Raw genomic sequence first — 25199 nt, 5'->3', positions numbered from 1 at the left:
GACACTCCACTCTGACCCCGGTTCTGCTATCTGCTCAGGCCTTGGCCGGTGCTTCGCTGTAGCGCTTGATCATCCACCACTGCTGCAACAGGCCCAGGCCGCCGTTGGTGACCCAGTACAGCACCAGGCCCGAGGGGAAGAAGATCATGATCACGCCGAAGATCAGCGGCATCAGCTGCATGATCTTCTGCTGCATGGGATCGACACCGACCATCGGCGACAACTTCTGCGTCGCCCACATGATCGCGATGTTGAGCACCGGCAGGATGAAGTAGGGATCGCGTGCGGTCAGGTCCTGGATCCACAGCATCCACGGGGCGTGACGCAGCTCCACCGACTCCAGCAGCACCCAGTACAGGGCGAAGAACACCGGCATCTGCAGCAGCACCGGCAGGCAGCCGCCGATCGGATTGATCTTCTCCTTCTTGTACAGCTCCATCATCGCCATCTGGAACTTCTGCTTATCGTCCCCGTAGCGTTCCTTGAGCTGAGCGATACGCGGCTGGAACTTGCGCATCTTCGCCATCGACTTGTACTGCGCGACCGACAGCGGGTAGAGCGCCAGCTTCACCAGCAGCACCAGGCCGATGATCGACCAGCCCCAGTTGCCGATCAGGCCGTGCAGCTTGGCCAGCACCCAGAACAGGCCTTCGCCGAGCATTGCGAACAGAGTGAAGCGGCTGTAGTCGACGACGCGGTCCAGGCCGCGCACGCCCTGCGCCTTGATCAGGTCGACCTGCTTGGGCCCGATCCACAGCCGGGCGCTGGTGGCGGCCTGCTGGCCGGCGGCGACCGAGATCGGCGGGCCGAGCTCGCGGATCAGGTAGCGCGGCGCGCCGGTGCTGCGATCGACCTGCATCGAGATCGTGCTCGCATCGTCGGCGCGCGGGATCCAGGCGCTGAAGAAGTGGTGCTGCGCCATCGCGATCCACACCTGGGTGTCCTTCGCGTTGAGCGGGCCGTCGCTTTCGAAATCGCCGAGCTGGCGGCGGCTGTAGCCGATCTCGCTGCCGAACCAGGTCGCACCGACCAGGCTGTAGGACTCGGGGTTGGTCATGCCGCGCTTGACCGCAGGCGCGGTGCGCATCAGCTGGCGATACGCGAAGCCCTGCCACGGTGCGCTGCCGGCATTGACGATCTCGTCGCGCACTTCGATCGCGTAGTCGGCCCGTGAGAACACGAAGTTGCGGCGGATGGTGACGCCGTCGGCGCCCGTCCACACGAACGGCACCACCAAGGTGCCTTCGCCGTCGGCCAGCGTGTAGGTCGAGGCCTGGCCCTCGGGTACGAACGCACCCTCGTGACTGGGCGCGGCGTTGTTGCCGCTGACCCAACCGGCCTGGGCGACGTAGTAATGCAGCGGATCGGCGTCGAGCATCCGCACCGGCGGGCTGCCAGCGTCCCGGGTCTGCGGGTAGGCCAGCAGGTCGGCCTCGACCACGTTGCCGCCGTCGAGCACGACGCGCAGCACATCGGTCTGCACCACCACCCGGCGCGCAGCGGCGGCGGCACTGGTCGCCGGCGCGGTGCTCGCACCCGGGACGGTGGGCGCCGCGGTCGCGGCCGGTGCTTCGGGGACGGCGGCACCTGGTGCCTGCGGCGTCGGCACCGTCGGCGAGCCGGCGGTGGCGGCGCTGGTCTGGGCCGGCTGCGCGGCGGCCGCCTTTTCCTTGCCCCACTCCATCCAGAGCAGCACGGCAACCATCAGCCAGGCGAGGATCAGGAAAGTACGGATCTGGTTCATCAGGCGGGCAGGCTCATGCGCCGGGCGTCGCCGGCGTGGATGGAATCGGGGAAGAGGGCATTGTGCCGACCGGGGCGTCCAGCGGCAACGCGCGGGCACGCCGCAATGCGGAGACGAAGGCCGTGCGCAGCGCGGCGTTGTCGGCGCCGGCCGCAGGCGGGCGAGCGACGACGACATAACTGCCGGGCTTGAGCGCCGCCTGGAGGAGGCGGAATTGGTCGCGCAGCACGCGCTTGATGCGGTTGCGGCCGACTGCGCGCTTATCGACCTTGCGCGAGACCGCCAGTCCGAGACGGGCTGGGCCGGGCTCGGGCAACAGATGCACGGCCAGCAACGGCGACGCGGTCCGCGTCGCGCTGGCGAAGATGCGATCGAAATCGGCACGCGCGCGAACGCGCACGTGCCGCGGGTAGCGGGCACCTGCGTTCATCGGGATGGCGCGGCGGACGGAACGGCGCGCGGCGGGTTGCGGCGCACCGTTCCGGCAGGAAGCATCCTGGCGGCGATTAGGCCGAGAGGACCTTGCGGCCCTTGGCGCGGCGACGGGCCAGGATCTTGCGGCCGTCGGCGGTCGCCATGCGGGCACGGAAGCCGTGGTCGCGCTTGCGCTTGAGGTTGCTGGGTTGGTAAGTGCGCTTGGTAGCCATGGTGACGCCTTCTGGGGCAACGCGACGAAAAGGAACCGGAAATTCTAGCGGCGCCCCGCCGGGCCGGTCAAGTCGGCCCTCCGGCACGGGACGGGCGCGCCGCCGCGTCGCAGGGCGAGTGCCGACGGCGACATGGTAGTCTGCCAGCCCTCTTTCCCGGTGCCGGAAGTCGCGCGGCTGCGCGACGGCCGCACCGTACTTTTTGGTCGATTGCGCGCCCTATGGATGTCTGGCCCCGCTGCCTCCAACGCCTCGAAGCCGAGTATCCGGCCGAGGAAGTCCACACCTGGCTCAAGCCGCTGCAGGCCCGGGCCGATGCGCAGGCCACCGTGCTCTACGCGCCGAATGCGTTCGTCCGCGACGAGGTGCAGGCGCGCTACATGCCCCGCATCCGCGAGCTGCTGGCGCATTTCGCCGGCCATGACGAGGTGAGCCTGCAGGTCGGGTCGCTGCCACGCGCTGCCGCCCCGCCGCCGCCACACGCCGCGCCCGCGGCATTCGGCGAGTCCCGCTCCAGTACGCCCGCCGCGCCGATCGAGGCGTTCGCCGGCAACATGGACAGCCATTACACCTTCGACAACTTCGTCGAAGGCCGCAGCAACCAGATGGGTCGGGCCGCGGCCTGGCAGGCCGCGCTCAAGCCCGGCGACCGCGCACACAATCCGCTGCTGCTCTACGGCGGCACCGGCCTGGGCAAGACCCACCTGATGTTCGCCGCCGGCAACGAGATGCGCCGGCAGAACCCCCGCGCGCGCGTGCTGTACCTGCGCTCGGAGGAGTTCTACAGCGCGTTCTTCCGCTCGATCCAGGAGAAGACGTCGGACCAGTTCAAGCGCCAGTTCCGCCAGATCGACGCGCTGCTGATCGACGACATCCAGTTCTTCGCCGGCAAGGACCGCACCCAGGAAGAGTTCTTCCACACCTTCAACACGCTGTTCGACAGCAAGCAGCAGATCATCATGACCTGCGACCGCTATCCGCGTGAGGTCGACGGCCTGGAGCCGCGGCTCAAGTCGCGGCTGGCGTGGGGGCTGTCAGTGGCGATCGACCCGCCGGACTTCGAGACACGCGCGGCGATCGTGCTGGCCAAGGCCGCCGAACGCGGCACCCAGGTGCCCGACGACGTGGCGTTCCTGCTGGCCAAGAAGATGCACTCGAACGTACGCGACCTGGAGGGCGCGCTCAACACGCTGGCCGCGCGTGCGAATTTCATGGGCCGTGCGATCACCGTCGAATTCGCGACCGAGACGCTGCGCGACCTGCTGCGTGCCCAGCAGCAGGCGATCAGCATCGCCAACATCCAGAAGGTCGTCGCCGACTACTACGGACTGCAGATCAAGGACCTGCTGTCCAAGCGCCGGACGCGCTCGCTGGCGCGGCCCCGACAGGTGGCGATGGCCCTGTCCAAGGAGCTGACCGAGCACAGCCTGCCGGAGATCGGCGAGGCCTTTGCCGGGCGCGACCACACGACGGTGCTGCATGCCTGCCGCCAGATCCGCACCCTGATCGAAAGTGACGGCAAGTTGCGCGAGGATTGGGACAAGCTGATCCGCAAGCTCAGCGAGTAAGCTGCGCAAATCCGGGGATTGCACAACACCGGGACGCGCAGTGGACAGCATGTGGATAATTTCGGACCTGCAAAGTTGCCCACAGCTTGATCCACTTCTCCACAGGCACTGTCCACCGGGTTTGAAGGCGTAAAATCTCGTTTGAAATCAGTGACTTAAATGAGATATCACCCGGTTTTCGCTGCATCCAGCTCCACCTTTTTTAGATTTATAACCATCTTAAGAAAGCACGGCTCAAGGGGATAACACCGACATGCGCTTCAGTCTGCAACGCGAAACCCTGCTCAAGCCGCTGGCCCAGGTCGTCAACGTCGTCGAGCGGCGTCAGACCCTGCCCGTGCTGGCGAACCTGCTGGTCCAGGTCCAGGATGGCCAGCTGTCGTTGACCGGTACCGACCTCGAAGTCGAGATGGTCTCGCGCCGCGCCGTCGACGACGCACAGGACGGTGAGACCACGATTCCCGCACGCAAGCTGTTCGACATCGTTCGTGCGTTGCCCGACGGCAGCAAGGTCGCGATCTCGCAGTCGGGCGACAAGATCACGGTGCAGGCCGGCCGCAGCCGCTTCACGCTGGCGAGCCTGCCGGCAGGCGACTTCCCGTCGGTGGACGAGGTCGAGGCGACCGAACGCATCGCGGTGCCGGAAGCCGCGCTCAAGGAGCTGATCGAACGGACCGCGTTCGCGATGGCGCAGCAGGACGTGCGCTATTACCTCAACGGCCTGCTGTTCGACCTGGGCGAAACCCGCCTGCGCTGCGTGGCGACCGATGGTCACCGGCTGGCGCTGTGCGAGACCGAACTCGAAGCGGCGGTGCAGACCAAGCGCCAGATCATCCTGCCGCGCAAGGGTGTCACCGAGCTGCAGCGCCTGCTCGAGGGCGGCGACAAGATTCTGGAGCTGGAGTTGGGCCGCAACCATCTGCGGGTCAAGCGCGACGATGTGACGTTCACCAGCAAGCTGATCGACGGTCGCTTCCCCGACTACGAAGCCGTGATTCCAATCGGTGCCGACCGCGAAGTCGCAGTGGACCGCGAGCTGCTGCGCGCGGCGCTGCAGCGCGTGGCGATCCTGTCCAACGAGAAGTACCGCGGTGTGCGCGTCGAGGTTTCGCCGGGGATGCTGCGGATCAATGCGCACAACCCCGAGCAGGAAGAGGCGCATGAAGAGGTCGAGGCCGATACGAAGGTCGACGAGCTCGCGGTCGGCTTCAACGTCAACTACCTGCTCGACGCGCTGACTGCGCTGCGTGGCGAACTGGTGATCCTGAAGCTGCGCGATGCCAACTCCTCGGCGCTGGTGCGCGAGGCCGCGGACGAGCGCAGCCGCCACGTGGTCATGCCGCTGCGCCTCTGAAGAGCGGACTATCATGCGCGGGCCCGCCCGACGCACTGTTTCACGTGGAACAAGCGCCCGGCCATGCCGGGCGTTTTCCGTTGTCGACTTCACAGGACTCGCGTGCAGCTCACTCGACTCGATCTTGGCCGCGTACGGAACCTGGATGCGGTCTCCCTCGCGCCGGGACCGCGCCTGAATCTGTTGCTGGGCGCCAATGGTGCCGGCAAGAGCAGCGTGCTCGAGGGCCTGCACCTGATGGCCTATGGCCGCAGCTTTCGCGGCCGGGTGCGCGATGGCCTGATCCAGCGGGGCGCCGAAGCGCTGGAGGTCTATGCGGAGTGGCGGCCGGACCCCGCACGTCCCGAGCAGCGGCGGCGCGCGGGGCTGCGCCATAGCGGGCAAGCGTGGACGGGGCGGCTCGATGGTCAGTCCGTCGGCCAACTCGGCGAGTTGTGCGCCGCACTGATGGTGGTGACCTTCGAACCTGGCAGCCACGCACTGATGTCCGGCGGAAGCGAGATCCGACGCCGCTATCTCGATTGGGGATTGTTCCACGTGGAACAGGACTTTCTGACGCAGTGGCGGCGCTACGCGCGAGCGCTGCGCCAACGCAACGCGTTACTGAAGGCTGGCGTTGGTGGTTCGCAGCTGGACGCCTGGGATCACGAGCTCGCGGACGCGGGCCAGCCGCTCGATCTGCGCCGCGAGGCCTATCTGGCGCGGTTGCAGACGGCGCTGCAGCGGATCGCAGCGGTGCTGGCCCCTGCGCTGGGGGAGGCGACCCTGTCGTTCCAGCCAGGGTGGCGCAGGAACGACCTGTCGCTGGCGGACGCACTGCTGGTCGCGCGCGATCGGGATCGTGCGCTTGGTCATACCTCCGTCGGGCCACATCGCGCGGACTGGCGGATCGCCTTCGAGGCGCGGCCCGAACAAGGATTGCTGTCGCGCGGCCAGGCCAAGCAGGCCGCGCTGTGCTGCCTGCTTGCACAGGCAGCGGACTGTGCCGACGCGGCTGGCGGGCGCTGGCCCGTCGTCGCGCTGGACGACCTGGCATCGGAGCTGGATCGCGATCACCAGCGCCAGGTACTCGAGTTCCTCCATGCTGCGGATGCGCAGGTGCTATTGACGGGCACCGAGCGGCCGCCGCACTGGCCAGCGGAGTTGCTCGCTGACGTGCGTGTGTTCCACGTGGAACACGGCAAGATCGAAGGCGCCGGCCAGGGCAGGTGACTTGCCTCGACGGTCGTACCGACGTCGAGGATGGTTCCACGTGGAACCGTCCCGGTGCGCAAGGAAGTGTTGGCGTGTTTCACGTGGAACCACGCGCCGCCCCCTCCAGGTCCCACGGCCCGCGTCTGGCACATGCGCTACTGATGGAGCGCGGAACCAAGTTCCGCGCTTGCCGGCTTGGCGCCATGCATTCGGTTGGCAGGGATACCCGTCGTTGGCGGCAAATGAGCCGAGCCGTCGAAGACGGGTCGCCCATTGCGCCTGCCGATGGCCAGGACGTGGGCCGCCACATCTTGGTGTTCTGCCGCTGATCCTGAGGCCATCCAATAGCGCAATGCTCGCTGGCTGGCGGATGCCGCCGCCATGGCCGCCGACTCTCGGGCGCTGGCGGCCATGGCGCATGCGCCTGGCGCGGCGCGGGCAATGCGCGTCAGCGATCGCTGGGGCAGGGGGTACCCCACGGACGCGCCGCAGCGCACATCTCATCCGTCGCCGTCGAGCGCCGGTGTCTGCAAAGCCGCTGGACGCGCTCAGAAGGGGGCGGCGCGTCGCTTGCTTCAATCGTCGCGACAACATGGGCGTGCGGCGATGCGCCGTACGAACGTACTCGCAAGCGGTAATCAGCCTTCGGCAGAGCCCGTGAGGTCCTGCGACCCACGTCGCATGAGCGCCCGCCCAGTGGCAGCATCGTCCCGAATCTGTGCCGCCACAGCCGAAGGTTCCACGTGGAACCTCCCCGGGGAGGGCTGGGGGCGGGGTGGTATGATGGCCCTCTATGCCGGCCTGTTCGACCGCCGCATGTGCCTCGCGGCGCTTGCGCGTCGCGGACCGCGCGCCTGCCAGACAGCGAATCGAATGAGCGACGAGACCATCCCCGGCGGCGCCCCCGCCAACACCGATTACGATTCCAGCCGGATCACCGTGCTGCGCGGCCTCGAGGCCGTCCGCAAGCGGCCGGGCATGTACATCGGCGACGTACACGATGGCACCGGCCTGCACCACATGGTGTTCGAGGTCGTGGACAACGCGATCGACGAGGCGCTCGCCGGCCATGCCGACGAGGTCGTCGTGACGATCCACGAGGACGGCTCGGTTTCGGTGTCCGACAACGGCCGCGGCATCCCGGTCGACATCCACAAGGAAGAGGGCGTGTCGGCCGCGCAGGTCATCATGACCCAGCTGCACGCCGGCGGTAAGTTCGACGACAACAGCTACAAGGTCTCCGGCGGCCTGCACGGCGTGGGCGTTTCGGTGGTCAATGCGCTGAGCGAGAAGCTCACGCTCGACATCTGGCGCGACGGCTACCACCACCATCAGGAATATGCGACCGGCGAGCCGGTGGCCCCGCTCGAGCGCCGCGAGGCCTCGACCAAGCGCGGCACCACGCTGCGCTTCTGGCCGGCCGTGGCGACGTTCAGTGACGTCACCTTCCACTACGACATCCTGGCCCGTCGCCTGCGCGAACTCTCGTTCCTCAACTCCGGCGTCAAGGTCACCCTGGTCGATCTGCGCGGGGAAGGGCGGCGCGATACCTACCAGTACGAAGGCGGCATCCGTTCGTTCGTCGAGCATCTGGCACAGCTCAAGACGCCGCTGCATCCCAACGTGATCTCCGTCACGGGCGAGCAGAGCGGCATCACCGTCGATGTCGCGCTGCAGTGGACCGACGCGTACCAGGAAACGATGTTCTGCTTCACCAACAACATCCCGCAGAAGGACGGCGGCACGCATCTGCAGGGCTTCCGCGCTGCGCTCACGCGCACGTTGACGCAGTACATCGAGCACAACGGCATCGCCAAGCAGGCCAAGGTCGCGCTGTCGGGCGACGACATGCGCGAGGGCATGATCGCGGTGCTGTCGGTGAAGGTGCCCGACCCGAGTTTCTCGTCGCAGACCAAGGAAAAGCTGGTCTCCTCCGAAGTCCGCCCGGTCGTCGAGAGTGCGTTCGGCCAGCGGCTGCAGGAGTTCCTCGAGGAAAACCCGAACGAAGCGCGCGCGATCGCCGGCAAGATCGTCGATGCCGCCCGTGCGCGTGAGGCCGCGCGCAAGGCGCGCGATCTGACCCGCCGCAAGGGGGCGCTGGACATCGCCGGCCTGCCGGGCAAGCTCGCCGATTGCCAGGAAAAGGACCCGGCGCTGTCGGAACTGTTCATCGTCGAGGGCGACTCGGCCGGCGGTTCGGCCAAGCAGGGCCGCAATCGCCGCAACCAGGCGGTGCTGCCGCTGCGCGGCAAGATCCTCAACGTCGAGCGCGCGCGGTTCGACCGCATGCTCGCGTCGGCCGAAGTCGGCACGCTGATCACCGCGCTCGGCACGGGCATCGGCAAGGACGAGTACAACCCCGACAAGCTGCGCTACCACCGCATCATCATCATGACCGACGCCGACGTCGACGGCTCGCATATCCGCACGCTGCTGCTGACGTTCTTCTACCGGCAGATGCCGGAGCTGATCGAGCGCGGTCATGTCTACATCGGCCTGCCGCCGCTGTACAAGATCAAGCAGGGCAAGAACGAGCTCTATCTCAAGGACGACGCGGCGCTCGACGCCTATCTGGCCGGCAATGCGGTCGAGGGTGCGCAGTTGATTCCCGCGGCCGGCGAACCGGCGATCGAAGGTGTTGCCCTGGAACGTCTGCTGCTCGATTTCGCAGCGGCCAAGGACGCGATCGCGCGCAACGCACACCGTTACGATCCGGCCGTGCTGGAACTGCTGCTCGACGCCGCGCCGCTGTCGGGCGATGCCGAGGCCGCGCAGGATGCACTGCGTGCGCTGGAAGGACGTCTCAACCAGTCCGGGCTGGGCCGTCCGCGTTACCGGTTCTCGGTGCAGCCGGCCAATGAATCGCGCGGCGCGGTGCTGACGATCGAACGCCAGCACATGGGCGTCGACCTGATCCAGATGGTGCCGCTGGCCGCGCTTGAAAGCGGCGACCTGCGTGCCGTCGGCGAGGTCGCGCGCCAGCTGCACGGCCTGATCCGAGAAGGCGCGCAGATCGTCCGCGGCAATCGCGCCCAGCCGGTCAAGACCTTCGCCGGCGCCCAGACGTGGCTGCTCGAGGAAGCCAAGAAGGGGCGGCAGATCCAGCGCTTCAAGGGCCTGGGCGAAATGAATCCCGAGCAGCTGTGGGACACGACGGTCAACCCCGAGACGCGACGCCTGCTGCAGGTGCGGATCGAGGACGCGGTCGCCGCCGACGAGATCTTCAGCACGCTGATGGGCGATGTCGTCGAGCCGCGCCGCGCCTTCATCGACGACAACGCGCTCAAGGTCGCCAACCTCGACGTCTGAGGGCGCGCGCCGCGCGGCCTGCGCCGCGCAGGCCGTGCGCCCGGATTGACGGAACGTTAATCCGGGCCGCACTACAACGGATGCCCTGACCATCCGTATTCGAGCAAGGGGAAGCCCGACCATGAAAGCGCCCATCGCAGCCGTGACCGTTGCGTTGCTGCTCACCGCCTGCGCCACCACCACGTCGCCGACCGGGCGCACCCAGTACGTGGGCGGCGTCTCCCAGGCCCAGCTCAACCAGATGGGCGAGCAGGCGTTTGCCGAGACCAAGGCCAAGACCCGGCAGTCGAGCGACGCCCGGCAACAGGCTTACGTGCGCTGCATCGTGACCGACATCGTGCGCGAGCTGCCCGCCAACTGGCAGCAGCTCAAGTGGGAGTCGGTGGTGTTCGTCGACGACAACCCCAACGCATTCGCGCTGCCCGGCGGCAAGGTCGGTGTCCATACCGGCATCCTGACCGTGGCCAAGAATCAGGACCAACTGGCGGCCGTCATCGCGCACGAGATCGGCCACGTCTATGCCAACCATCACGACGAGCGCATCACGCGCCAGCTCGGTGCCCAGGGCGCACTCGGCGTCGCCGGTGCGTTGCTCGGCTCGCGCTACGGCGAAGGCGCGCAGCAGACCACCAGCCAGCTCGGCGGCGCGGCGTTGCAGGCGACGTTCCTGCTGCCCGGTACCCGCACCCAGGAAACCGAGGCGGACGTGGTGGGGCAGGAGCTCATGGCCAAGGCCGGGTTCGACCCGCGCGCGGCCGTTGCGCTGTGGCAGAACATGATCACCGCCAGCGGCGGCAATCAGCCGCCGCAGTGGCTGTCGACCCACCCCAACCCGCAGAACCGCATCGCCGAACTGCAGGCACGCGCGACGTCGCTGGTGCCTGTCTACGAACAGGCCCGCGCGGCCGGTCGCCGCCCCAACTGCGGTTGATCGGGCTGCCCACGACGGTCGAGCGTCGGCCATAATCGCCGTCCAGACTCCTGCGCCCGCACTCGCGGCGCATCCACCCCAATCGAGGTGATCCGATGTCCAAGTCCCGTTTCTCTCACAAGGCGCTGGTCGCCGCGATGACCACTGCGCTGCTGGCCTTCGCTGTGCCGGCGATGGCGCAGGACGAGGGCGGTAGCGATCGCAGCGAGCGCAGCAGCCGTGCGGACCGCAGTTCGCGCTCGGCCGATCGCAGCGAGCGCCGTGGCGGCCGCCAGGCGCAGCAGAAGGAAGAAGCGCGCTATCCCAACGCCACCCGCAAGGAGCCCGGCGTGCAGGCCAGCCAGCGTGTGGTCAAGGATCTCAACGCGTTGTCGGAGGCCTACAACGCGCAGGACGCGGCGAAGGGGCTGCCGCTGGCCGAGCAGATCATCGCCAACGAGCGCGCGAACGAGTACGACAAGTCGATGGCCGCGCTGCTTGCCGGCCAGTTCCTGCTCAACGACGACAACGCCCGTGCGATCACGTACCTGGAACAGGCGATCGCCGGTGGCGGCCTGGACAACAACAACCACTTTCAGGCGATGCTGATCGTCGCCCAGCTGCAGGCGCAGGAGCAGGACTATGCCGCCGCGCTGGCGTCGCTGGAGCGCTATCTCGCCGAGTCCGGATCGTCCGATCCCAAGGATCAGGCGCTCAAGGGCAATCTGCTCTATCGCCTCGAGCGTTACCCCGAGGCGATCGCCACGCTCAAGCCGCTGGTTGAAGGCGGCGGCGAGGTCGATCCGCAGTGGACGCAGGTGCTGATGGGCGCCTACGCCGAGTCGGGCAACACCACCGAGGCCACGCGCCTGGCCGAACAGGTCGCGCAGGCGACGCCGGACGACAAGCGCTCGCAGATCAACCTCGCCGTGTCCTACCTGCAGACCGATCAGAACGACAAGGCGATTGAGGTGTTCGAGCGTCTGCGCAGCAGCGGCCAGCTGACCGAGGACACGGAGTACCGCAACCTCTACGCGCTGTATCTCAACAGCGACGGCAAGGAGCGCGAGGCGATCGCGGTGATCAACGAAGGCCTGCAGAAGAACATCCTGCCGTCCGACTACCGCACGCTGTCGGCGCTCGCCCAGGCGTACTACTTCTCCGACCAGATCGAGCCGGCGATCGAGACCTGGCGCAAGGCGGCACCGCTGGCCGAAAACGGCGAGACCTACCTCAACCTGGCGCGTGCACTGCACCAGGAAGGCCGCAGCGCCGAAGCCAAGGAGGCCGCGCGCCAGGCGATCGCCAAGGGGCTCAAGTCCAATGCCGACGCGGAGCGAATCATCTCCGCCCGTTAAGGAAAAGTTCTGCGCGTCACGGATGGTGCACGTTACTCGGATTGGTATAAGCTTCAGGATTCCTGCCGCCAGACAGGGCGGCAGGTTGACCTTTCCACCGGAGCGTTTCGCTCTGGCCTCACGTGAGTTCTCCGCATGACGCAACGCTCGACGACGACCAACGACGAAGACGAAGGCCTGAACTGGGCCCGCATCGCCGGATTCACGATGGTGGTCGCCTTCCACGCCGCCGCGGTCATGCTGCTGCTGGCGCCGGTGAATCCGCCGAACGCTGCCCCCGAAGAAGAGATGGCCACCCGCGTGGTCATCATCGAGCCGCCGCCGCCGCCGCCCCCGCCGCCGCCCCCGCCGCCCGAACCGCCGAAGCCGCAGCCCATCAAGGAGCTGTCGCCGCCGCGACCGACACCGGTGCCACCGCCGCCCGAAGCGCCGCCGGTCGTGTTCGACGATCCGTCGCCGATGGATGCCCCGGCCCCGCCGCCGGCTCCGCCCGCGCCGCCCGCGCAGGTCGCCGATATCGGTGCCAGCGTCGACATCTCGTCGAAGAACATGAACCCGCCGCGCTACCCGCCGGCCGCCGCCCGTGCCCAGATCGAGGGCACCGTCATCCTCGTCATCGACGTCGATGCGCAGGGCAACGTCACCAACGTCTCGGTCGAGAAGTCCAGCCGCAACCGCGATCTCGACCGCGCCGCGATCGAGGCCGCCCGCAAGTGGTCGTTCGCTCCGGCGATGAAGAATGGCCAGCCGGCCGCCGGTCGCGTCCGCGTCCCGGTCGACTTCAGCCTGAGTTGATCATGGCGGCCTAAGGGCCGCGCAGATTCGGCGCCCGTTCGCGGGTGCCTGTTAGTCCCCGCGTCACGTTCCACTTCTTCAAACCACTACATCTAGAAGGTAAGCGTTATGCTGCAGGAAACCACCACCGCCCCGACCGGAGCCGGCAACGCTGCAGCCCTGCAGCAGATGGGCTTCGCGGACATGATTCAGCACATGGACGCGGTCGGCTGGGTCGTCCTCATCGTGCTCGTCACGATGTCGGCCATGTCGATCTACTGGATCATCTACAACGCGATCAAGAATGCCCGCCTGCGCGGCAGCTCGGACCGCGTCATCAACACGTTCTGGGAAACCCCGAACGCCCAGGATGCGATCCGTCACATGGAAGAGCAGCCCAAGAGCGAGCCCTTCTCGAAGGTCGCCCTGGACGCCGCCCAGGCCGCTGCGCACCACCAGCGTCACGAAGGCTCGCGCCTGGTCGAGTCGCTGAACCGCTCGGAGTTCGTCGACCGCGCGCTGCGTCAGGCCGTCACCCGTGAATCGCTGAAGCTCGAGAACGGCCTGACCGTGCTCGCGACCGTCGGTGCGACCGCGCCGTTCGTCGGTCTGCTCGGTACGGTGTGGGGCATCTACCGCGCCCTGATCCGCATCGGTGCCAGCGGCCAGGCCGACATCGGCGCAGTGGCAGGCCCCGTGGGCGAGGCGCTGATCATGACCGCGATCGGTCTGGGCGTCGCGATCCCGGCGGTGCTGGGCTACAACTTCTTCGTCCGCCTCAACCGCGGCACGAACAACAAGCTCGACACGTTCGCGCACGACCTGCACGACTTCTTCGCCACCGGTTCGCGCGTCGGCGATGCCGTCCCGCCGGCCAAGGTCTAAGAACGTACGTCAGTAGCGACAACGGAGTCCCGATATGGCTTTCAGCTCAGGTGGTGGCGGTAACGACAAGGTCAACGCCACGATCAACATCGTCCCGCTTGTCGACGTCATGCTGGTGCTGCTGATCATCTTCATGGTCACGGCACCGATGATGGCGCACAAGGTCAAGGTCGAGTTGCCGCAGGCCAATCTGGACGAGCGTCCGGATACGGCGCCCCCGGCGCCGCCGATCACGGTCGCGATCACCGACAGCGGCGAGATCTACGTCAACGACGAGCCGGTGTCGATTGAGTTGCTCGAGAGCACGCTGTCGGTCGAGGCGCAGAAGACGCCTCAGCCGCCGGTCAACATCCGGGCCGACTCGACCGCCAAGTACCGGACGGTCAACCAGGTGGTCAACGTTGCGCAGGCCCAGGGCATGCGCAAGGTCGGCTTCGTGGCGACGACCGAAAGCAACTAAACCGGAGCATCATCCATGGCATTTTCATCCGGTGGCGAAGGCCCAATGGCCGACATCAACATCATTCCGCTCTGCGACGTGATGTTGGTGCTGCTGATCATCTTCATGGTGACGGCGCCGCAGTTGTCCTATCCGATCGACATCGACCTGCCGCAGCGGTCGACCCAGCAGCCTGACAATCCGGTGGAACCGCCGGAGCCGATCAAGCTGCGCATCGACGGCTCGGGCCAGATCTTCTGGAACGACAGCCCGACGCCGGTCTCGGCGCTGCGCAACATGATGGAATCGGAAGTCCAGCGCGATCCGACCAACCAGCCCACGTTGGAGATCGACACCAACGAGGACGCCGATTACGGCGTGCTGGCGAAGGTGCTGGCCGAGGCCAAGAACGCGCAGATGCAGAAGATCGGATTCGTCCGCAAGTAATCCGCAATACCGCCGACGCGCCTGCAGCACGCTCGGCGCTTACCCTGCTTCATTTGACGCCGCCTTCGGGCGGCGTTTTTTTTAGGTTCGACGCTGCCGCGTGGATGGTGTTGCTGCGCATGCGCGGCGCGAACACGATGCGCGGCGATGAGGGCGATCCGCGGGCACCGTTCGTCTTCCCGTTGCCGATGACACAGTGCCAACCTGCGCGAAGCGTCCCATCGCAGCCCCGCCGAGCGCGCGAGGCGCCCCGACCACTCCCGCACGCGGCGAAGGTACTCGCGACGCCCTCGCCTGTGCCGCGCGCACGCGGGAGCACATCAAAGCGCAGCCACTCACGCCTTCCCCCAGCGCGGGGGAAGATTGGGATGGCGGCGCTTTGCCGGCGTCAACGCTCTGCGTTGACGATCGCGAGATAGCGACCGACCGTGGGGGCAAGGCCGTCGTAGAGCGCCTCCCCGATCAGGGCGTGGCCGATGGAGACCTCGTCGACGGTGCCGAGCGCGTCGAGCAGCGCGCCGAGATTGGCCTGGCTCAGATCGTGACCGGCATTGACGCCCAAGCCGGCCGCGCGTGCGCGGCCGGCTGTGTCGACGAGACCGGGCAGCGCGGCCTCGGGCGTGCCGGCGGCGAAGGCTTCGGCCCAGGGGCCGGTGTAGAGCTCGATGCGATCGGCGCCGGTGGACACTGCCGCCTCGATGTCGGCGCCGGCATCGGCGAACAGGCTGACGCGGCAGCCCAGTGCGTGCAGTTGGGCGACCAGAGGATGCAGCACGGCGCTGTCGCGGGTGAAGTCGAAGCCGTGGTCGGAGGTCAGCTGTGCATCGCCGTCGGGCACCAGCGTGACTTGCGCGGGACGGACCTGTGCGCAGAGCGCGAGCAGGCCGGGATAAGCGCCGCGCGCAGGCGCGAAGGGGTTGCCCTCGATGTTGAACTCGACGTCGCGCGCGGCCGTCAGTGCGCCCAGTGCGAGGACGTCATCGGTACGGATATGCCGGGCGTCGGGGCGCGGGTGCACGGTGATGCCGTGCGCGCCGGCATCCAGGCAGACCCGGGCGGCGTGCAGCACGTCGGGATCGCGCCCGCCGCGTGAGTTGCGCAGCACGGCGATCTTGTTGAGGTTGACGCTCAGTCGGGTCGTGCGCCGAGTGAGGACACTGCGCGCATCGCTCATGCGCCGGGCGGAGGCGGCAGCTCTGGCGTCGTGGCGGCGTCGGCCCGGCGGGCTTGCGCCTGCTCGCGCAGACGGCGCAGTTCCACCGGATCGACCATCATCGCTTCGCTGCGGCTGCGTTCGCCCACGCGCTGGGCCAGCAAGCCGAGCACGCCGACGACGACCAGCGCCAGCGACAACAGCAGGGCAACCACCGCCACCGGCACCGATGTGGTGGTGAACGCAACGACGATCGCGCCGAGCGCGAGCAGCAGCAACAACCACGACATGGGCAGGGCCTCCGCCTGACTTGGGTGCAGTCTAACCGCTCGAAGGCGCAGCGCCAGAGGCCGAGCGTGACCTGCCATCGGACCGTGGTCGGCCGGTGTTGCCGCCCATCGTCGCGCGTCTGCGCTCAGGCGAACTCGGGCGGGAGATGGGCGGCGACCCGGGTCCAGTCGTGGACGATCGCGGCGGCGACGCGGCCGCGTGGCGTCGGTACCGCGCCGATATGGACCCGCAGGTGGGCCAGCAGCCAGGCATCCGACCAGCCCGACCAGTTGCCGGCCACGCTGCGCAGGTTGGGCGCCAGCACCGGGTAGACCTCGCCCCACAGGGCGCGGTGCACTTCGTCGGCGCTGTAGCTGGTGTCGCGCACCACGCGGGCGATCGCGGCGATCGCGCCATCGTCGATCTCGGTGTCGAGAAACAGCGCCGACAGCGCTTGCCACAGCTGCAATCGCTTCGGCTCGACGGAGGGCTGGACGGGCGACGCCTTGTTGCTGGGGGGCATGGGAAGGTGTCCTCGTGCGCACGCGCGTCGGGCGGGCGCGTCTTGCGTGTCGACTACAGCAGCGGCGAGCACAGCCGTGCCAGCGCCTCGGGCAAGCGCGCGGTCAGCAGCGGGCGGTGCCTGCCGCGCTGCACGCGCGGGGCATGCGCGAACTCCCGTTCGATGATCTGCGCGAGCGCGGTGGCGACGCCCGGATCGTCGAACAACACCGACAGCTCGAAGTTCAGCCGGAAACTCCGGTGGTCGAAGTTCGCGCTGCCGATGATCGCCAGGCTGTCGTCGATCAGCAGCGATTTGCTGTGCAGCATCCGCGAGCGGTACTCGTAGATCTTGACCCCGGCGACCAGCAGTTGACCGAAGTAGGATCGCGCGGCGAGCGTCACCAACTGCGAGTCGCTGGTGCGCGGCACCAACAGGCGCACGTCGAGTCCGGCGAGCGCGGCCGAGGTCAGCGCCATCATCGCCGCCTCGCCCGGCACGAAGTAGGGCGTCGTCAGCCAGACGCGATGCCGTGCGGCATGGATCGCGCCGACATGGAGGCGGTGGATCGCCTCCCAGTTCGAATCCGGGCCGGAGGTCAGTACCTGAGTGCGGATCGGGCCGGGGTCGGCGGCTGGCGTCTGCGCCTCGACATCGGCGAGGAAGTCGCGTCGGCCGGTCGCGTAGGCCCAGTCCTCGGCGAACACCAGTTGCAGCGTGCGCACCGACTTGCCGATCAGCCGCATGTGCAGATCGCGGTAGGCGTCGGCGCGCAGGCGCTCGTCCTGCTCGTCGGTGACATTCATCCCGCCGGTGTAGGCGATCCGGCCATCGATCACGACCAGCTTGCGATGGGTGCGCAGGTTGGTCCACGGGCGCTTCCAGACCCGCCCAAAGCGCATCGGGTGAAACCAGGCGAGTTCGCCGCCGGCCTCGACCAGTGCAGCGAAGAAACTGCGCCGGGCGCGCGTGCCGACGAAATCGAGCAGCAGCCGGACCCGCACACCGGCGCTCGCGCGCTCGACCAATGCGTCGCGCAGCGCGCTGCCGGTCGTGTCGGGCTCGAAGATGTAGTACTCCAGGTGCACATGGTGGCGTGCCTGGGCGATGTCGGCGAGCAATGCGGTGTACTTCGCTGCGCCGTCGACCAGCAGATCCACCTCCGCCGACGAAGTCGCCGGCAATCCCGTCGTGTTCTGCGCCAGGCGGACGAGCTCGGCGGCGTCACCGTCTTCGCTGTCGATCTGGGCGCTGTGCATCCAAGCGCGGCTGCGGCTGCGACGCAGCCGGTTGCGATGGATCTTCTGCGGTCCGAACACGTGATAGATCAGAAAGCCCACGTAGGGCAGCAGCGCCAGGCCGAGCAGCCAGCTCATGGTCGCGACCGGCTCGCGCTTCTGCAGCACGATCCAGCCGCCCAGCAGAACCAGATAGAGCAGCCAGCCGGCGATCAGAAGCGCGAGCAGGTGCGGGGCGGTGACGAGCGAATCCCAGGCGCGCTGCACGGTCGGTTCCAGCCATGGCGGCGCCGGTCGCGCCGCGCACAGGATAAATGCGCACGCGGCCGCTGCGATGACGGCCTCGTCGCACCCGCTGAGACGCCCGCCCGGCATCGTGGGCCGATGAGCGCCGATCGCCTCCGCCCGCCTGTGCTTGCGGCCCGCAAGGGGCGCGGTAGCGCGTCCTGGGTCCCCGGACGCTTTGAGAAACGGGTCGCGGTGGCCGAGGACGATGGCTGGGAGGCGCTGCAGATGCTGCAGGACGAGGCCTCGGCGCCGGAGACCGTGGTCGTCGAGGAACACGCGCGCAGCGTGCTCACCCGCAACCGCTCGCCCGATGTCGGTTTCGACCGCTCGGTCAATCCCTACCGCGGCTGCGAGCATGGCTGCATCTACTGCTTCGCGCGGCCCTCGCACGCCTACCTCGACCTGTCGCCCGGCCTGGACTTCGAGACCCGGCTGTTCGCCAAGACCAACGCCGCCGAACGGCTGCGCGTCGAGCTCGCCAAGCCGGGCTACGTCTGCGCGCCGCTGGCGCTGGGCATCAACACCGACGCCTACCAGCCCATCGAGCGTCGCTACCGGGTCACCCGCGAGCTGATCGCGCTGCTGGCGCAGGCCCGGCACCCCTTCAGCCTGATCACCAAGAGCGCCGGCATCGTGCGCGACCTCGACCTGCTCGCGCCGCTGGCGGCCCAGGGGCTGGTGACCGTGCACTTTTCGGTGACCACGCTCGACCATCGCCTGTCGGCTCGCATGGAGCCGCGGGCGGCCGCGCCGCATGCCCGCCTGCGTGCGATGCGCGCGCTGGCGGCGGCGGGTATCCCGGTCGGTGTGATGGTCGCGCCGGTGGTGCCGGCGATCACCGATCACGAACTGGAGGCGATCCTGGGCGCCGCACGCGAGGCCGGTGCGGACTCGGCGGGCTATGTGCTGCTGCGCCTGCCGCACGAGCTCAAGACGCTGTGGCGCGAATGGCTGGACCTGCACTATCCCGATCGCGCCCAGCATGTGATGAGCCTGCTGCAGCAACTCCATGGCGGGCGCGACTACGACAGCCGCTTCGGCCACCGCATGCGCGGCCAGGGGCCGTTCGCCGACCTGCTCGCCCAGCGCTTTGCGCGGGCGCGGCGCGCACTGGGTTTTGGCCGGCTGCCGCCGCTGCGGACCGATCTGTTCGTCGCGCCGCAGCCACCGTCGCCGCAGGGCACGCTGTTCTAGCGCGCATTCACGGCGCGTGCACGATACGTCCACGCCTGGATTTTCTACACTGCACGGCTTCCCGCCGCCTGCGCCGCGCATGCCCGACGCTGTCTCCCTGCCCTCGCCCGGTGCCCCCACCGCGCAGATCGATGTGTTCGACCATCTCGCCATCGGTCTGGCGCAGCTCGCGCCCGATGGCACGTGGCGGCGTGTCAATGGGGCGTTGACTGCGCTGCTCGACCGTAGCCCGGACGCGCTGGTCGGCACTGCCGCGCATCGCGAGGGGTTGGCACCGGTTGCCGCGCAGCTCGACCAGGCACTGGCTGGGTTCGCCGGTGGCGGCGACGGCCTGCACGCAATCCCGGTCGCGATCGACCGGGGCGAGGACGGCACGCGGTCGCTGCAGCTGACGCTGACCGCGCTGCCGGGCGGTGACGCGCTGCTGCAGGTCCACGATATGACCGCGCTGCGCGCGATGGAACTGCTGCAGGACACGCTGGCGTTCGGCATCTCGCACGAGCTGCGCGCGCCGGTGCGCACGATCGAGCAGTTCTCCCGGCGCCTGGCCGCGCAGGGCGAGGACGCCGATGCCGCCGTGGTGCGCGACCATATGCAGCGAATCCGTGGCGCAGCGACGCAGGCCGGCGCCTTGATCGACGCATTGCTCGAGACCATGCGCGCCGCGCGTCCGCTGCGGCAGCCCGGGCCCGTCGACATCAGCCTGCTGGGCGACTGGATCTGCGCCGAGCTGCAGGATGTCGATCCCGGGCGCGCGGCGCAGATCCACGTCGCTTCCGGGCTGTGGGCCTGGGGCGACGAGCATGCCCTCAAGCAGATGCTCGGCAAGCTGCTGCACAACGCCTGGAAGTTCTCCGCCGATCGCGACACCGTGCGGATCGATCTCGATGGCGAGCGAGTCGGCGACCGCCTGCGGCTGCGCGTGCGCGATGCCGGCCGCGGCTTCGACATGCGCTATGCTGATCGACTGTTCGTGCCGTTCCGGCGCTTGCACGGCGCCGACGACGGTGCCGGCCATGGATTGGGGCTGGCGATTGCCCAGCGGGTCGCGCATGCGCATGGCGGCCGCATCCGGGTGGAATCGGCGGAGGACGTCGGGACCACTTTCCACATCGACCTGCCGGCACCGCCGGCCGAGGACGCATCGCCCCAATGAGCGAACACACGATCCTGTTGATCGAGGACAACCCCGACGACGCTGAGCTCACCCGCATCGCGTTCGCGGAAGCCCGGATCGATGGCCGGCTGGTGGTGGTCGGCGACGGCGCCGAGGCGCTCGATTACCTGTTCGCACGCGGCCGCCACGCCGGACGCGATGCGAGCCAGCTGCCGTCGATCGTGCTGCTCGACCTCAACCTGCCCAAGCTCGATGGCCGCGAAGTGCTGCAGGCGCTGCGCGCCAGTCCGGCGACGCGCGGCCTGCCGGTGGTGGTGCTGACGACCAGCACCGAGCCGTTCGACGTCGAAGCCAGCTACGCGATGGGCGTCAACAGCTACATCCGCAAGCCTGTGGATTTCGCCAAGTTCGTCGAAGTCGTCAAGCAGATCGGCCTGTACTGGCTGGTGCTCAACCACCCGCGCGGCTAGGGCATCGCGCGCCCGGCGGTGCAGCGGCAGGGATACGCACATGCGGCGGCTGCCGGCGCCCCTGGCGCCGTCCCGTGATGACCGCGGCGCCTCAGCCCTTGCCGTACAGCGCTTGGGCGCGCTGGAACAGGATCCAGCTGGTGGCGATGAACTTGTCGCCGCCCTGCGGCTTGTTGCCGCGATGGGTATGGGTGAACGCGGTCGGCGCGATCAACAGGTCGCCGGTGCGCGGCGCGATCCGGCGCTGCTGGAACAGGAATTCGGTCTCGCCGGCCTCGAAGCCGTCGTTGAGGTAGATCGTCCACAGCAGGTGGCGATGCAGGGTCTCGCAGCCGGCATCGCGCGGAAACAGCTCGCAGTGCCAGTACGGGTAGCCACCCTCGCCCGCTGCGTACCACTGCAGGTTGATCTGGCCGGGCCGCAGGCAGGTCTGCAGCAGGCCGCCGAGCCGGGCGTCGTCCATGTCGGCGAAGTCCTCGGCAACCAGTCGCCGAGGTGTGCCGGCCGCATCGGGCTGTTGCAGCATCAGCGGCGCGATCAGTGCCTGCGGGTACCGGCGCAGGTAGCGCAGCAGGCCGCCGTAGACGGCCACGTTGAGCTGACGGACCACGTCGGCCCAGTCGCTGCGATCGCCCAGCGACAGGTCGCGGCTGCGCTTGAGCTCGGGGTGCAGCCCGCCGCCGACCTGCCCGGGCTGCAGGTCGGGGCTGGCGCGCAGCCGCGCGACGATCGCCGCGCAGGCCTCCGGCGCCAGGGCGCCGGGCACGACTTCGATGAAGTCGGCCGCGGTCACGCGGCGTCGCCGTCGTGTCGCAGGTGGTAGCCCGTCGCGGCCTCGACCTCGTCGCGCGAGCCCAGGAACACCGGCACGCGCTGGTGCAACGAGTCGGGCTCGATGTCCAGGATGCGGGTACGCCCGTTGGTTGCCGCGCCGCCGGCCTGCTCGACCAGCATCGCCATCGGGTTGGCTTCGTACATCAGCCGCAGCTTGCCGGGCTTGGACGGGTCCTTGCGGTCCCAGGGATAGATGAAGATCCCGCCGCGGGTCAGGATGCGATGCACGTCGGCGACCATCGCCGCGACCCAGCGCATGTTGAAGTCCTTGCCGCGGGGGCCGTCGGCGCCGGCCAGCAGGTCGGCGACGTAGGCCTGCGTCGGCGCTTCCCAGTGGCGCTGGTTGGACATGTTGATCGCGAACTCTCGCGTCGTGTCGGGGATGCGCAGGTCGGCCCGGGTCATTACGAACGAGCCCTGCTCGCGGTCGAGCGTGAACGCGTGCGTGCCGTGGCCGATCGTGAGCACCAGCATCGTGCTCGGCCCGTACAGGCAGTAGCCGGCGGCGACCTGGGTGCGGCCGGCCTGCAGGAAGTGCGCGTCTTCGACCGCGGCCGTGCCCTCGGGGCAGCGCAGGACCGAGAAGATCGTCCCGACGCTGGCATTGATGTCGATGTTGGAGCTGCCGTCGAGCGGGTCGAACACCAGCAGGTAGTTGCCGCGCGGGAAGGCGTCGGGAATGGGTTCGCAGTGCGCCATTTCCTCCGACGCGCACGCGGCCAGGTGGCCGCCCCAGGCGTTGGCCTCGAGCAGGATCTCGTTGCTGATCACATCGAGCTTCTTCTGCGCTTCGCCCTGGACGTTGATGCTGCCCGCCTCGCCGCCGGCCTCGCCGAGCACATCGCCCAGCGCGCCCTTGCCGACCGCGACCGAGATGCGCTTGCATGCGCGCGCGACCACCTCCAGCAGCAGCCGCAGGTCCGGGGTGACGTGCCCCAGGCGTTGCTCCTCGATCAGGTGACGGGTCAGGGAGATGGCGGGCATGGCGGCTCCACGGCGGACAGGGTGGCGGCATTGTCGCCCGGAAGCGCCGCGCTGTCCCGGCGGCATCGCGCGCGCGACGCCGGCCGGCTATCCTGCATGGGTTTGCCGCGCGCCCGACGCGCCGCATCTCCTCCCCCTCAACCGTCGCAGGCCGTGCCGTGTCCTCCTTCTTCGCTGCTGTCGAACTCGTCCCCGGTGATCCCATCCTCGGTCTGACCGAGGCCTACAACGCCGATCCGCGCACCACCAAGGTCAATCTCGGCGTGGGCATCTACTACGACGAGGCCGGCCGCATCCCGGTGCTGGACGCGGTGCGCGAGGTCGAGCAGCGACTGGCCGCCGAAGCCAAACCGCGCGGCTACCTGCCGATCGACGGCATGCCCGACTACACCCGTGCGACCCGCGAGCTGTTGTTCGGCGCCGATTCGCCGCTGCTCGCCGACGGCCGCGTCGCGACCACCCAGACGATCGGCGGCAGCGGCGCGCTGCGCACCGGCGCCGACCTGCTGAAGAAGCTGCTGCCGCACGCGACGATCGCGATCAGCACCCCCAGCTGGGAAAACCACCGCGCCGTGTTCGGCGCAGTCGGCTTCGAGGTCGTCGACTACACCTACTTCGACCCCGCCCGCCACGGCATCGACTTCGACGGCATGCTCGCCGACCTGCGCAAGCTCGAGGCCGGCACCGTCGTGCTGCTGCACGCCTGCTGCCACAACCCGACCGGCGCCGACCTCACCGCCGACCAGTGGCGCCAGGTCATCGAGGTGCTGGGCGAGCGCGGGCTGTTCCCGTTCGTGGACATGGCCTACCAGGGCTTCGACCAGGGCATCGCGCAGGACGCGGCCGCCGTGCGCCTGCTCGCCGCGTCGGGCATCGCGGAGTTCGTCGTCGCCAGTTCGTACTCCAAGTCGTTCTCGCTCTACGGCGAGCGCGTCGGCGCACTGACCGTGGTCTCGGCCAATGCCGAACAGAGCCGCGCGGTGCAGTCGCAGATCAAGCGCATCGTGCGCGCGAACTACTCGAGCCCATCGACGCACGGCGCAGCGCTGGTCGCCGGCGTGCTCGGCAGCGACGAACTGCGCGCGCGCTGGGAGGCCGAGCTCGGCCAGATGCGCGAGCGCATCCACGCGCTGCGCGCCGGTCTGGTCGAGAAGCTCGCCGCACACGGCGCGCCGCAGTTCGCCTTCATCCAGGACCAGGCGGGCATGTTCTCGTATTCGGGCCTGAGCCGTGCGCAGGTCGACCGGCTGCGCGACGAGTTCGGCATCTACGCCGTCGGCACTGGGCGCATCTGCGTTGCGGCGCTGAGTCTGAAAACCCTCGACTACGTCGCCGAGGCGGTGGCGACGGTGTCGCGCTGAGCCACGCATGCGCGACAGGCGGCGTTCGCGATCCCGCGACGCAGTCGTCGGCAATCGCCCGGGCGCGCCACCGCGCCCGGTGCGGCCGCCGGGGTGGCGGCGCGTGCTGCGCTCGCCCTTGGCCTGGGCTGCGGCCTGTACAGCATTCGCGATCGTCGCCGGACGCCACGCAATGGCGTTCCCGCCATATCTGGCGGTATTGCTGGCCGGGGTGCTCTGTGGCGTGTCCTTCGTCGCCGCGACCTTCCGGATGTCGTCGCGGCGCCTGGGTGTGCTGCTGCATGTTGCCGGCGCCGCGGTGGGCGCGGGCGTCGTGCTGTGGTTGATCCACGGCGAGCTGCCCGATCTGTCCACGCTCCCCGAGCCGCTGCGCCATGCCGTGCTCTGGGTGCAGCTGGGGATCGCGCCGATGTTCGGCTGGATCTGGCTGGCGCTGCTCGGACGGGTGAGCGGGTACTTCCAGCGCGACGCCCAGGCGCGCGCGGCGACGATGACGCGAACGCAGTGGCGCCGCGACGGCGCTGCCTGGACGCTGTGCTTTCCGGCCGTGCCCACGCGCACGCGCACCCTCGTCGCACTGATCGCATCGGTGACGGTGGTCGCCGGGGCGCTGGCGATCGCCGGCCTGATCGCGTTCTACGACATCGCGCTGCGCATCGGCGCCTACGGCGCGATCCTGCTTTTCGCGCTGGTCGTCGGCCTGCCCGGCTACCTGGTGCTGACGGCGTTGCTGCGCCGTGGCACCGAGACCGTGACGCTGCGCATCGATGCGCAGCGCCTGACCCTGGAGCGCCCAGGCCAGCCGCCGCGCGCCGTTGCCTTGCGCGATCTCACGCTGTTCCGCTGGCAGAGCGCATCGGACCACGCGAGGCTCGAATTCACCGCGCCCGGTGTCGAGGCGGTGAGTCTTCTGGCCGGCGTGGCGCGCGTGCCGCGCGGCAGCAGCGCCGAACTGCCGGCGCTTCCGCCGCAACTGGTGCAGTGGCTGACCGCGGCCGGCCTGCGCGAACGGCCGGTCCGGGTCGCGGCGCGGCCGCGGACGTTCGCGCGCGACTGACGCATCGGATCGGACGGCGACCGGATCGATCATCTGCACCGAAATGTGGCGCGGTCGCGTTGCCGGCATGGGGCCGGGTGTAGCGCCGCGGCGACGGGATTG

24 protein-coding genes are annotated in these 25199 nt (G+C 68.7%); 15 read left to right on the top strand and 9 right to left on the bottom strand.

Annotated elements, in window-relative coordinates:
• Positions 1–34: 34 nt before the first annotated feature.
• From yidC to rpmH, 3 genes are all read right to left on the bottom strand, one after another.
• Positions 35–1744 (bottom strand): membrane protein insertase YidC, encoded by a 1710-nt coding sequence (yidC, locus tag ABE487_RS10850; RefSeq protein ID WP_346442047.1) that lies wholly within the window; start codon positions 1742–1744, stop codon positions 35–37.
• Positions 1745–1757: 13 nt separating this feature from the next.
• Complete coding sequence (gene rnpA / locus ABE487_RS10845; protein ID WP_346452271.1) at positions 1758–2174, bottom strand: ribonuclease P protein component; 417 nt, start codon at positions 2172–2174, stop codon at positions 1758–1760.
• 76 nt (positions 2175–2250) lie between these two features.
• Positions 2251–2391 carry a 50S ribosomal protein L34 gene (gene rpmH, locus ABE487_RS10840; RefSeq protein ID WP_047138036.1) on the bottom strand — a complete coding sequence of 47 codons (141 nt, stop codon included), beginning with the start codon at positions 2389–2391 and terminating at the stop codon, positions 2251–2253.
• A gap of 221 nt (positions 2392–2612) precedes the next feature.
• On the opposite strand from rpmH, the gene dnaA reads away from it, so the two are divergent.
• The 10 genes from dnaA (at position 2613) to ABE487_RS10790 (ending at position 14629) form a co-directional block, all read left to right on the top strand.
• On the top strand, positions 2613–3959 hold the full coding sequence (gene dnaA, locus ABE487_RS10835) for a chromosomal replication initiator protein DnaA (protein WP_346442049.1): 1347 nt from the start codon (positions 2613–2615) through the stop codon (positions 3957–3959).
• Between the two features lie 253 nt (positions 3960–4212).
• Positions 4213–5313 carry a DNA polymerase III subunit beta gene (dnaN, locus tag ABE487_RS10830; protein WP_346452270.1) on the top strand — a complete coding sequence of 367 codons (1101 nt, stop codon included), beginning with the start codon at positions 4213–4215 and terminating at the stop codon, positions 5311–5313.
• Between the two features lie 102 nt (positions 5314–5415).
• On the top strand, positions 5416–6525 hold the full coding sequence (gene recF, locus ABE487_RS10825) for a DNA replication/repair protein RecF (RefSeq protein WP_346452269.1): 1110 nt from the start codon (positions 5416–5418) through the stop codon (positions 6523–6525).
• Positions 6526–7380: 855 nt separating this feature from the next.
• On the top strand, positions 7381–9816 hold the full coding sequence (gene gyrB, locus ABE487_RS10820; protein ID WP_346452268.1) for a DNA topoisomerase (ATP-hydrolyzing) subunit B: 2436 nt from the start codon (positions 7381–7383) through the stop codon (positions 9814–9816).
• A 121-nt stretch (positions 9817–9937) separates the two neighbouring features.
• On the top strand, positions 9938–10747 hold the full coding sequence (locus tag ABE487_RS10815; RefSeq protein WP_346442052.1) for a M48 family metallopeptidase: 810 nt from the start codon (positions 9938–9940) through the stop codon (positions 10745–10747).
• A 95-nt stretch (positions 10748–10842) separates the two neighbouring features.
• The gene (locus tag ABE487_RS10810) at positions 10843–12084 is read left to right on the top strand and encodes a tetratricopeptide repeat protein (RefSeq protein WP_346452267.1); all 1242 of its coding nucleotides are present in this window, start codon (positions 10843–10845) and stop codon (positions 12082–12084) included.
• 135 nt (positions 12085–12219) lie between these two features.
• On the top strand, positions 12220–12879 hold the full coding sequence (locus ABE487_RS10805; RefSeq protein ID WP_346442054.1) for an energy transducer TonB: 660 nt from the start codon (positions 12220–12222) through the stop codon (positions 12877–12879).
• A 108-nt stretch (positions 12880–12987) separates the two neighbouring features.
• Positions 12988–13743: a MotA/TolQ/ExbB proton channel family protein gene (locus ABE487_RS10800; protein ID WP_047138029.1), complete on the top strand. Its 756-nt coding sequence runs from the start codon at positions 12988–12990 to the stop codon at positions 13741–13743.
• A 34-nt stretch (positions 13744–13777) separates the two neighbouring features.
• On the top strand, positions 13778–14203 hold the full coding sequence (locus ABE487_RS10795) for a biopolymer transporter ExbD (protein WP_047138028.1): 426 nt from the start codon (positions 13778–13780) through the stop codon (positions 14201–14203).
• A gap of 15 nt (positions 14204–14218) precedes the next feature.
• Positions 14219–14629: a biopolymer transporter ExbD gene (locus ABE487_RS10790; protein WP_346442055.1), complete on the top strand. Its 411-nt coding sequence runs from the start codon at positions 14219–14221 to the stop codon at positions 14627–14629.
• Positions 14630–15017: 388 nt separating this feature from the next.
• Here ABE487_RS10790 and ABE487_RS10785 read toward each other — a convergent pair whose 3' ends face one another.
• From ABE487_RS10785 to cls, 4 genes are all read right to left on the bottom strand, one after another.
• Entirely contained in the window at positions 15018–15803 is a 786-nt protein-coding gene (locus tag ABE487_RS10785; protein WP_346452266.1) for a pyridoxine 5'-phosphate synthase, read from the bottom strand.
• Positions 15800–16072, bottom strand: coding sequence for a hypothetical protein (locus ABE487_RS10780; protein WP_346447653.1), 273 nt, complete (start codon positions 16070–16072; stop codon positions 15800–15802). Before ABE487_RS10780 ends, ABE487_RS10785 begins: the two co-directional genes overlap by 4 nt.
• Positions 16073–16197: 125 nt before the next feature.
• Positions 16198–16575 (bottom strand): hypothetical protein, encoded by a 378-nt coding sequence (locus tag ABE487_RS10775; protein WP_346447654.1) that lies wholly within the window; start codon positions 16573–16575, stop codon positions 16198–16200.
• 53 nt (positions 16576–16628) lie between these two features.
• A complete protein-coding gene (gene cls / locus ABE487_RS10770; protein WP_346452265.1) occupies positions 16629–18059 on the bottom strand; it encodes a cardiolipin synthase in 1431 nt (476 codons plus the stop codon).
• A 117-nt stretch (positions 18060–18176) separates the two neighbouring features.
• Here cls and ABE487_RS10765 point away from each other — a divergent pair, with 117 nt between their 5' ends.
• From ABE487_RS10765 to ABE487_RS10755, 3 genes are all read left to right on the top strand, one after another.
• Positions 18177–19274, top strand: a complete 1098-nt coding sequence (locus ABE487_RS10765; RefSeq protein ID WP_346452264.1) for a PA0069 family radical SAM protein — start codon at positions 18177–18179, stop codon at positions 19272–19274.
• 79 nt (positions 19275–19353) lie between these two features.
• On the top strand, positions 19354–20430 hold the full coding sequence (locus ABE487_RS10760) for a HAMP domain-containing sensor histidine kinase (protein WP_346452263.1): 1077 nt from the start codon (positions 19354–19356) through the stop codon (positions 20428–20430).
• A complete protein-coding gene (locus ABE487_RS10755; protein WP_346447657.1) occupies positions 20427–20861 on the top strand; it encodes a response regulator in 435 nt (144 codons plus the stop codon). Before ABE487_RS10760 ends, ABE487_RS10755 begins: the two co-directional genes overlap by 4 nt.
• Before the next feature lie 91 nt (positions 20862–20952).
• Here ABE487_RS10755 and ABE487_RS10750 read toward each other — a convergent pair whose 3' ends face one another.
• Both ABE487_RS10750 and ABE487_RS10745 read right to left on the bottom strand, forming a co-directional pair.
• The gene (locus ABE487_RS10750; protein WP_346447658.1) at positions 20953–21654 is read right to left on the bottom strand and encodes a 2OG-Fe(II) oxygenase; all 702 of its coding nucleotides are present in this window, start codon (positions 21652–21654) and stop codon (positions 20953–20955) included.
• Positions 21651–22679, bottom strand: coding sequence for a class 1 fructose-bisphosphatase (locus tag ABE487_RS10745; RefSeq protein WP_346452262.1), 1029 nt, complete (start codon positions 22677–22679; stop codon positions 21651–21653). Before ABE487_RS10745 ends, ABE487_RS10750 begins: the two co-directional genes overlap by 4 nt.
• A gap of 158 nt (positions 22680–22837) precedes the next feature.
• On the opposite strand from ABE487_RS10745, the gene ABE487_RS10740 reads away from it, so the two are divergent.
• Together ABE487_RS10740 and ABE487_RS10735 are read left to right on the top strand one after the other, a co-directional pair.
• Positions 22838–24040, top strand: coding sequence for an amino acid aminotransferase (locus ABE487_RS10740; RefSeq protein WP_346452261.1), 1203 nt, complete (start codon positions 22838–22840; stop codon positions 24038–24040).
• Positions 24041–24212: 172 nt separating this feature from the next.
• Positions 24213–25097 carry a hypothetical protein gene (locus ABE487_RS10735; protein WP_346452260.1) on the top strand — a complete coding sequence of 295 codons (885 nt, stop codon included), beginning with the start codon at positions 24213–24215 and terminating at the stop codon, positions 25095–25097.
• Positions 25098–25199 lie beyond the last annotated feature (102 nt).

It is taken from the genome of Luteimonas sp. TWI596 (genome assembly GCF_039674105.1).
Classification (GTDB): domain Bacteria; phylum Pseudomonadota; class Gammaproteobacteria; order Xanthomonadales; family Xanthomonadaceae; genus Luteimonas.
The sequence above is the reverse complement of the archived record's forward strand: the minus strand, read 5'-3'. Positions and strand labels throughout refer to the sequence as shown.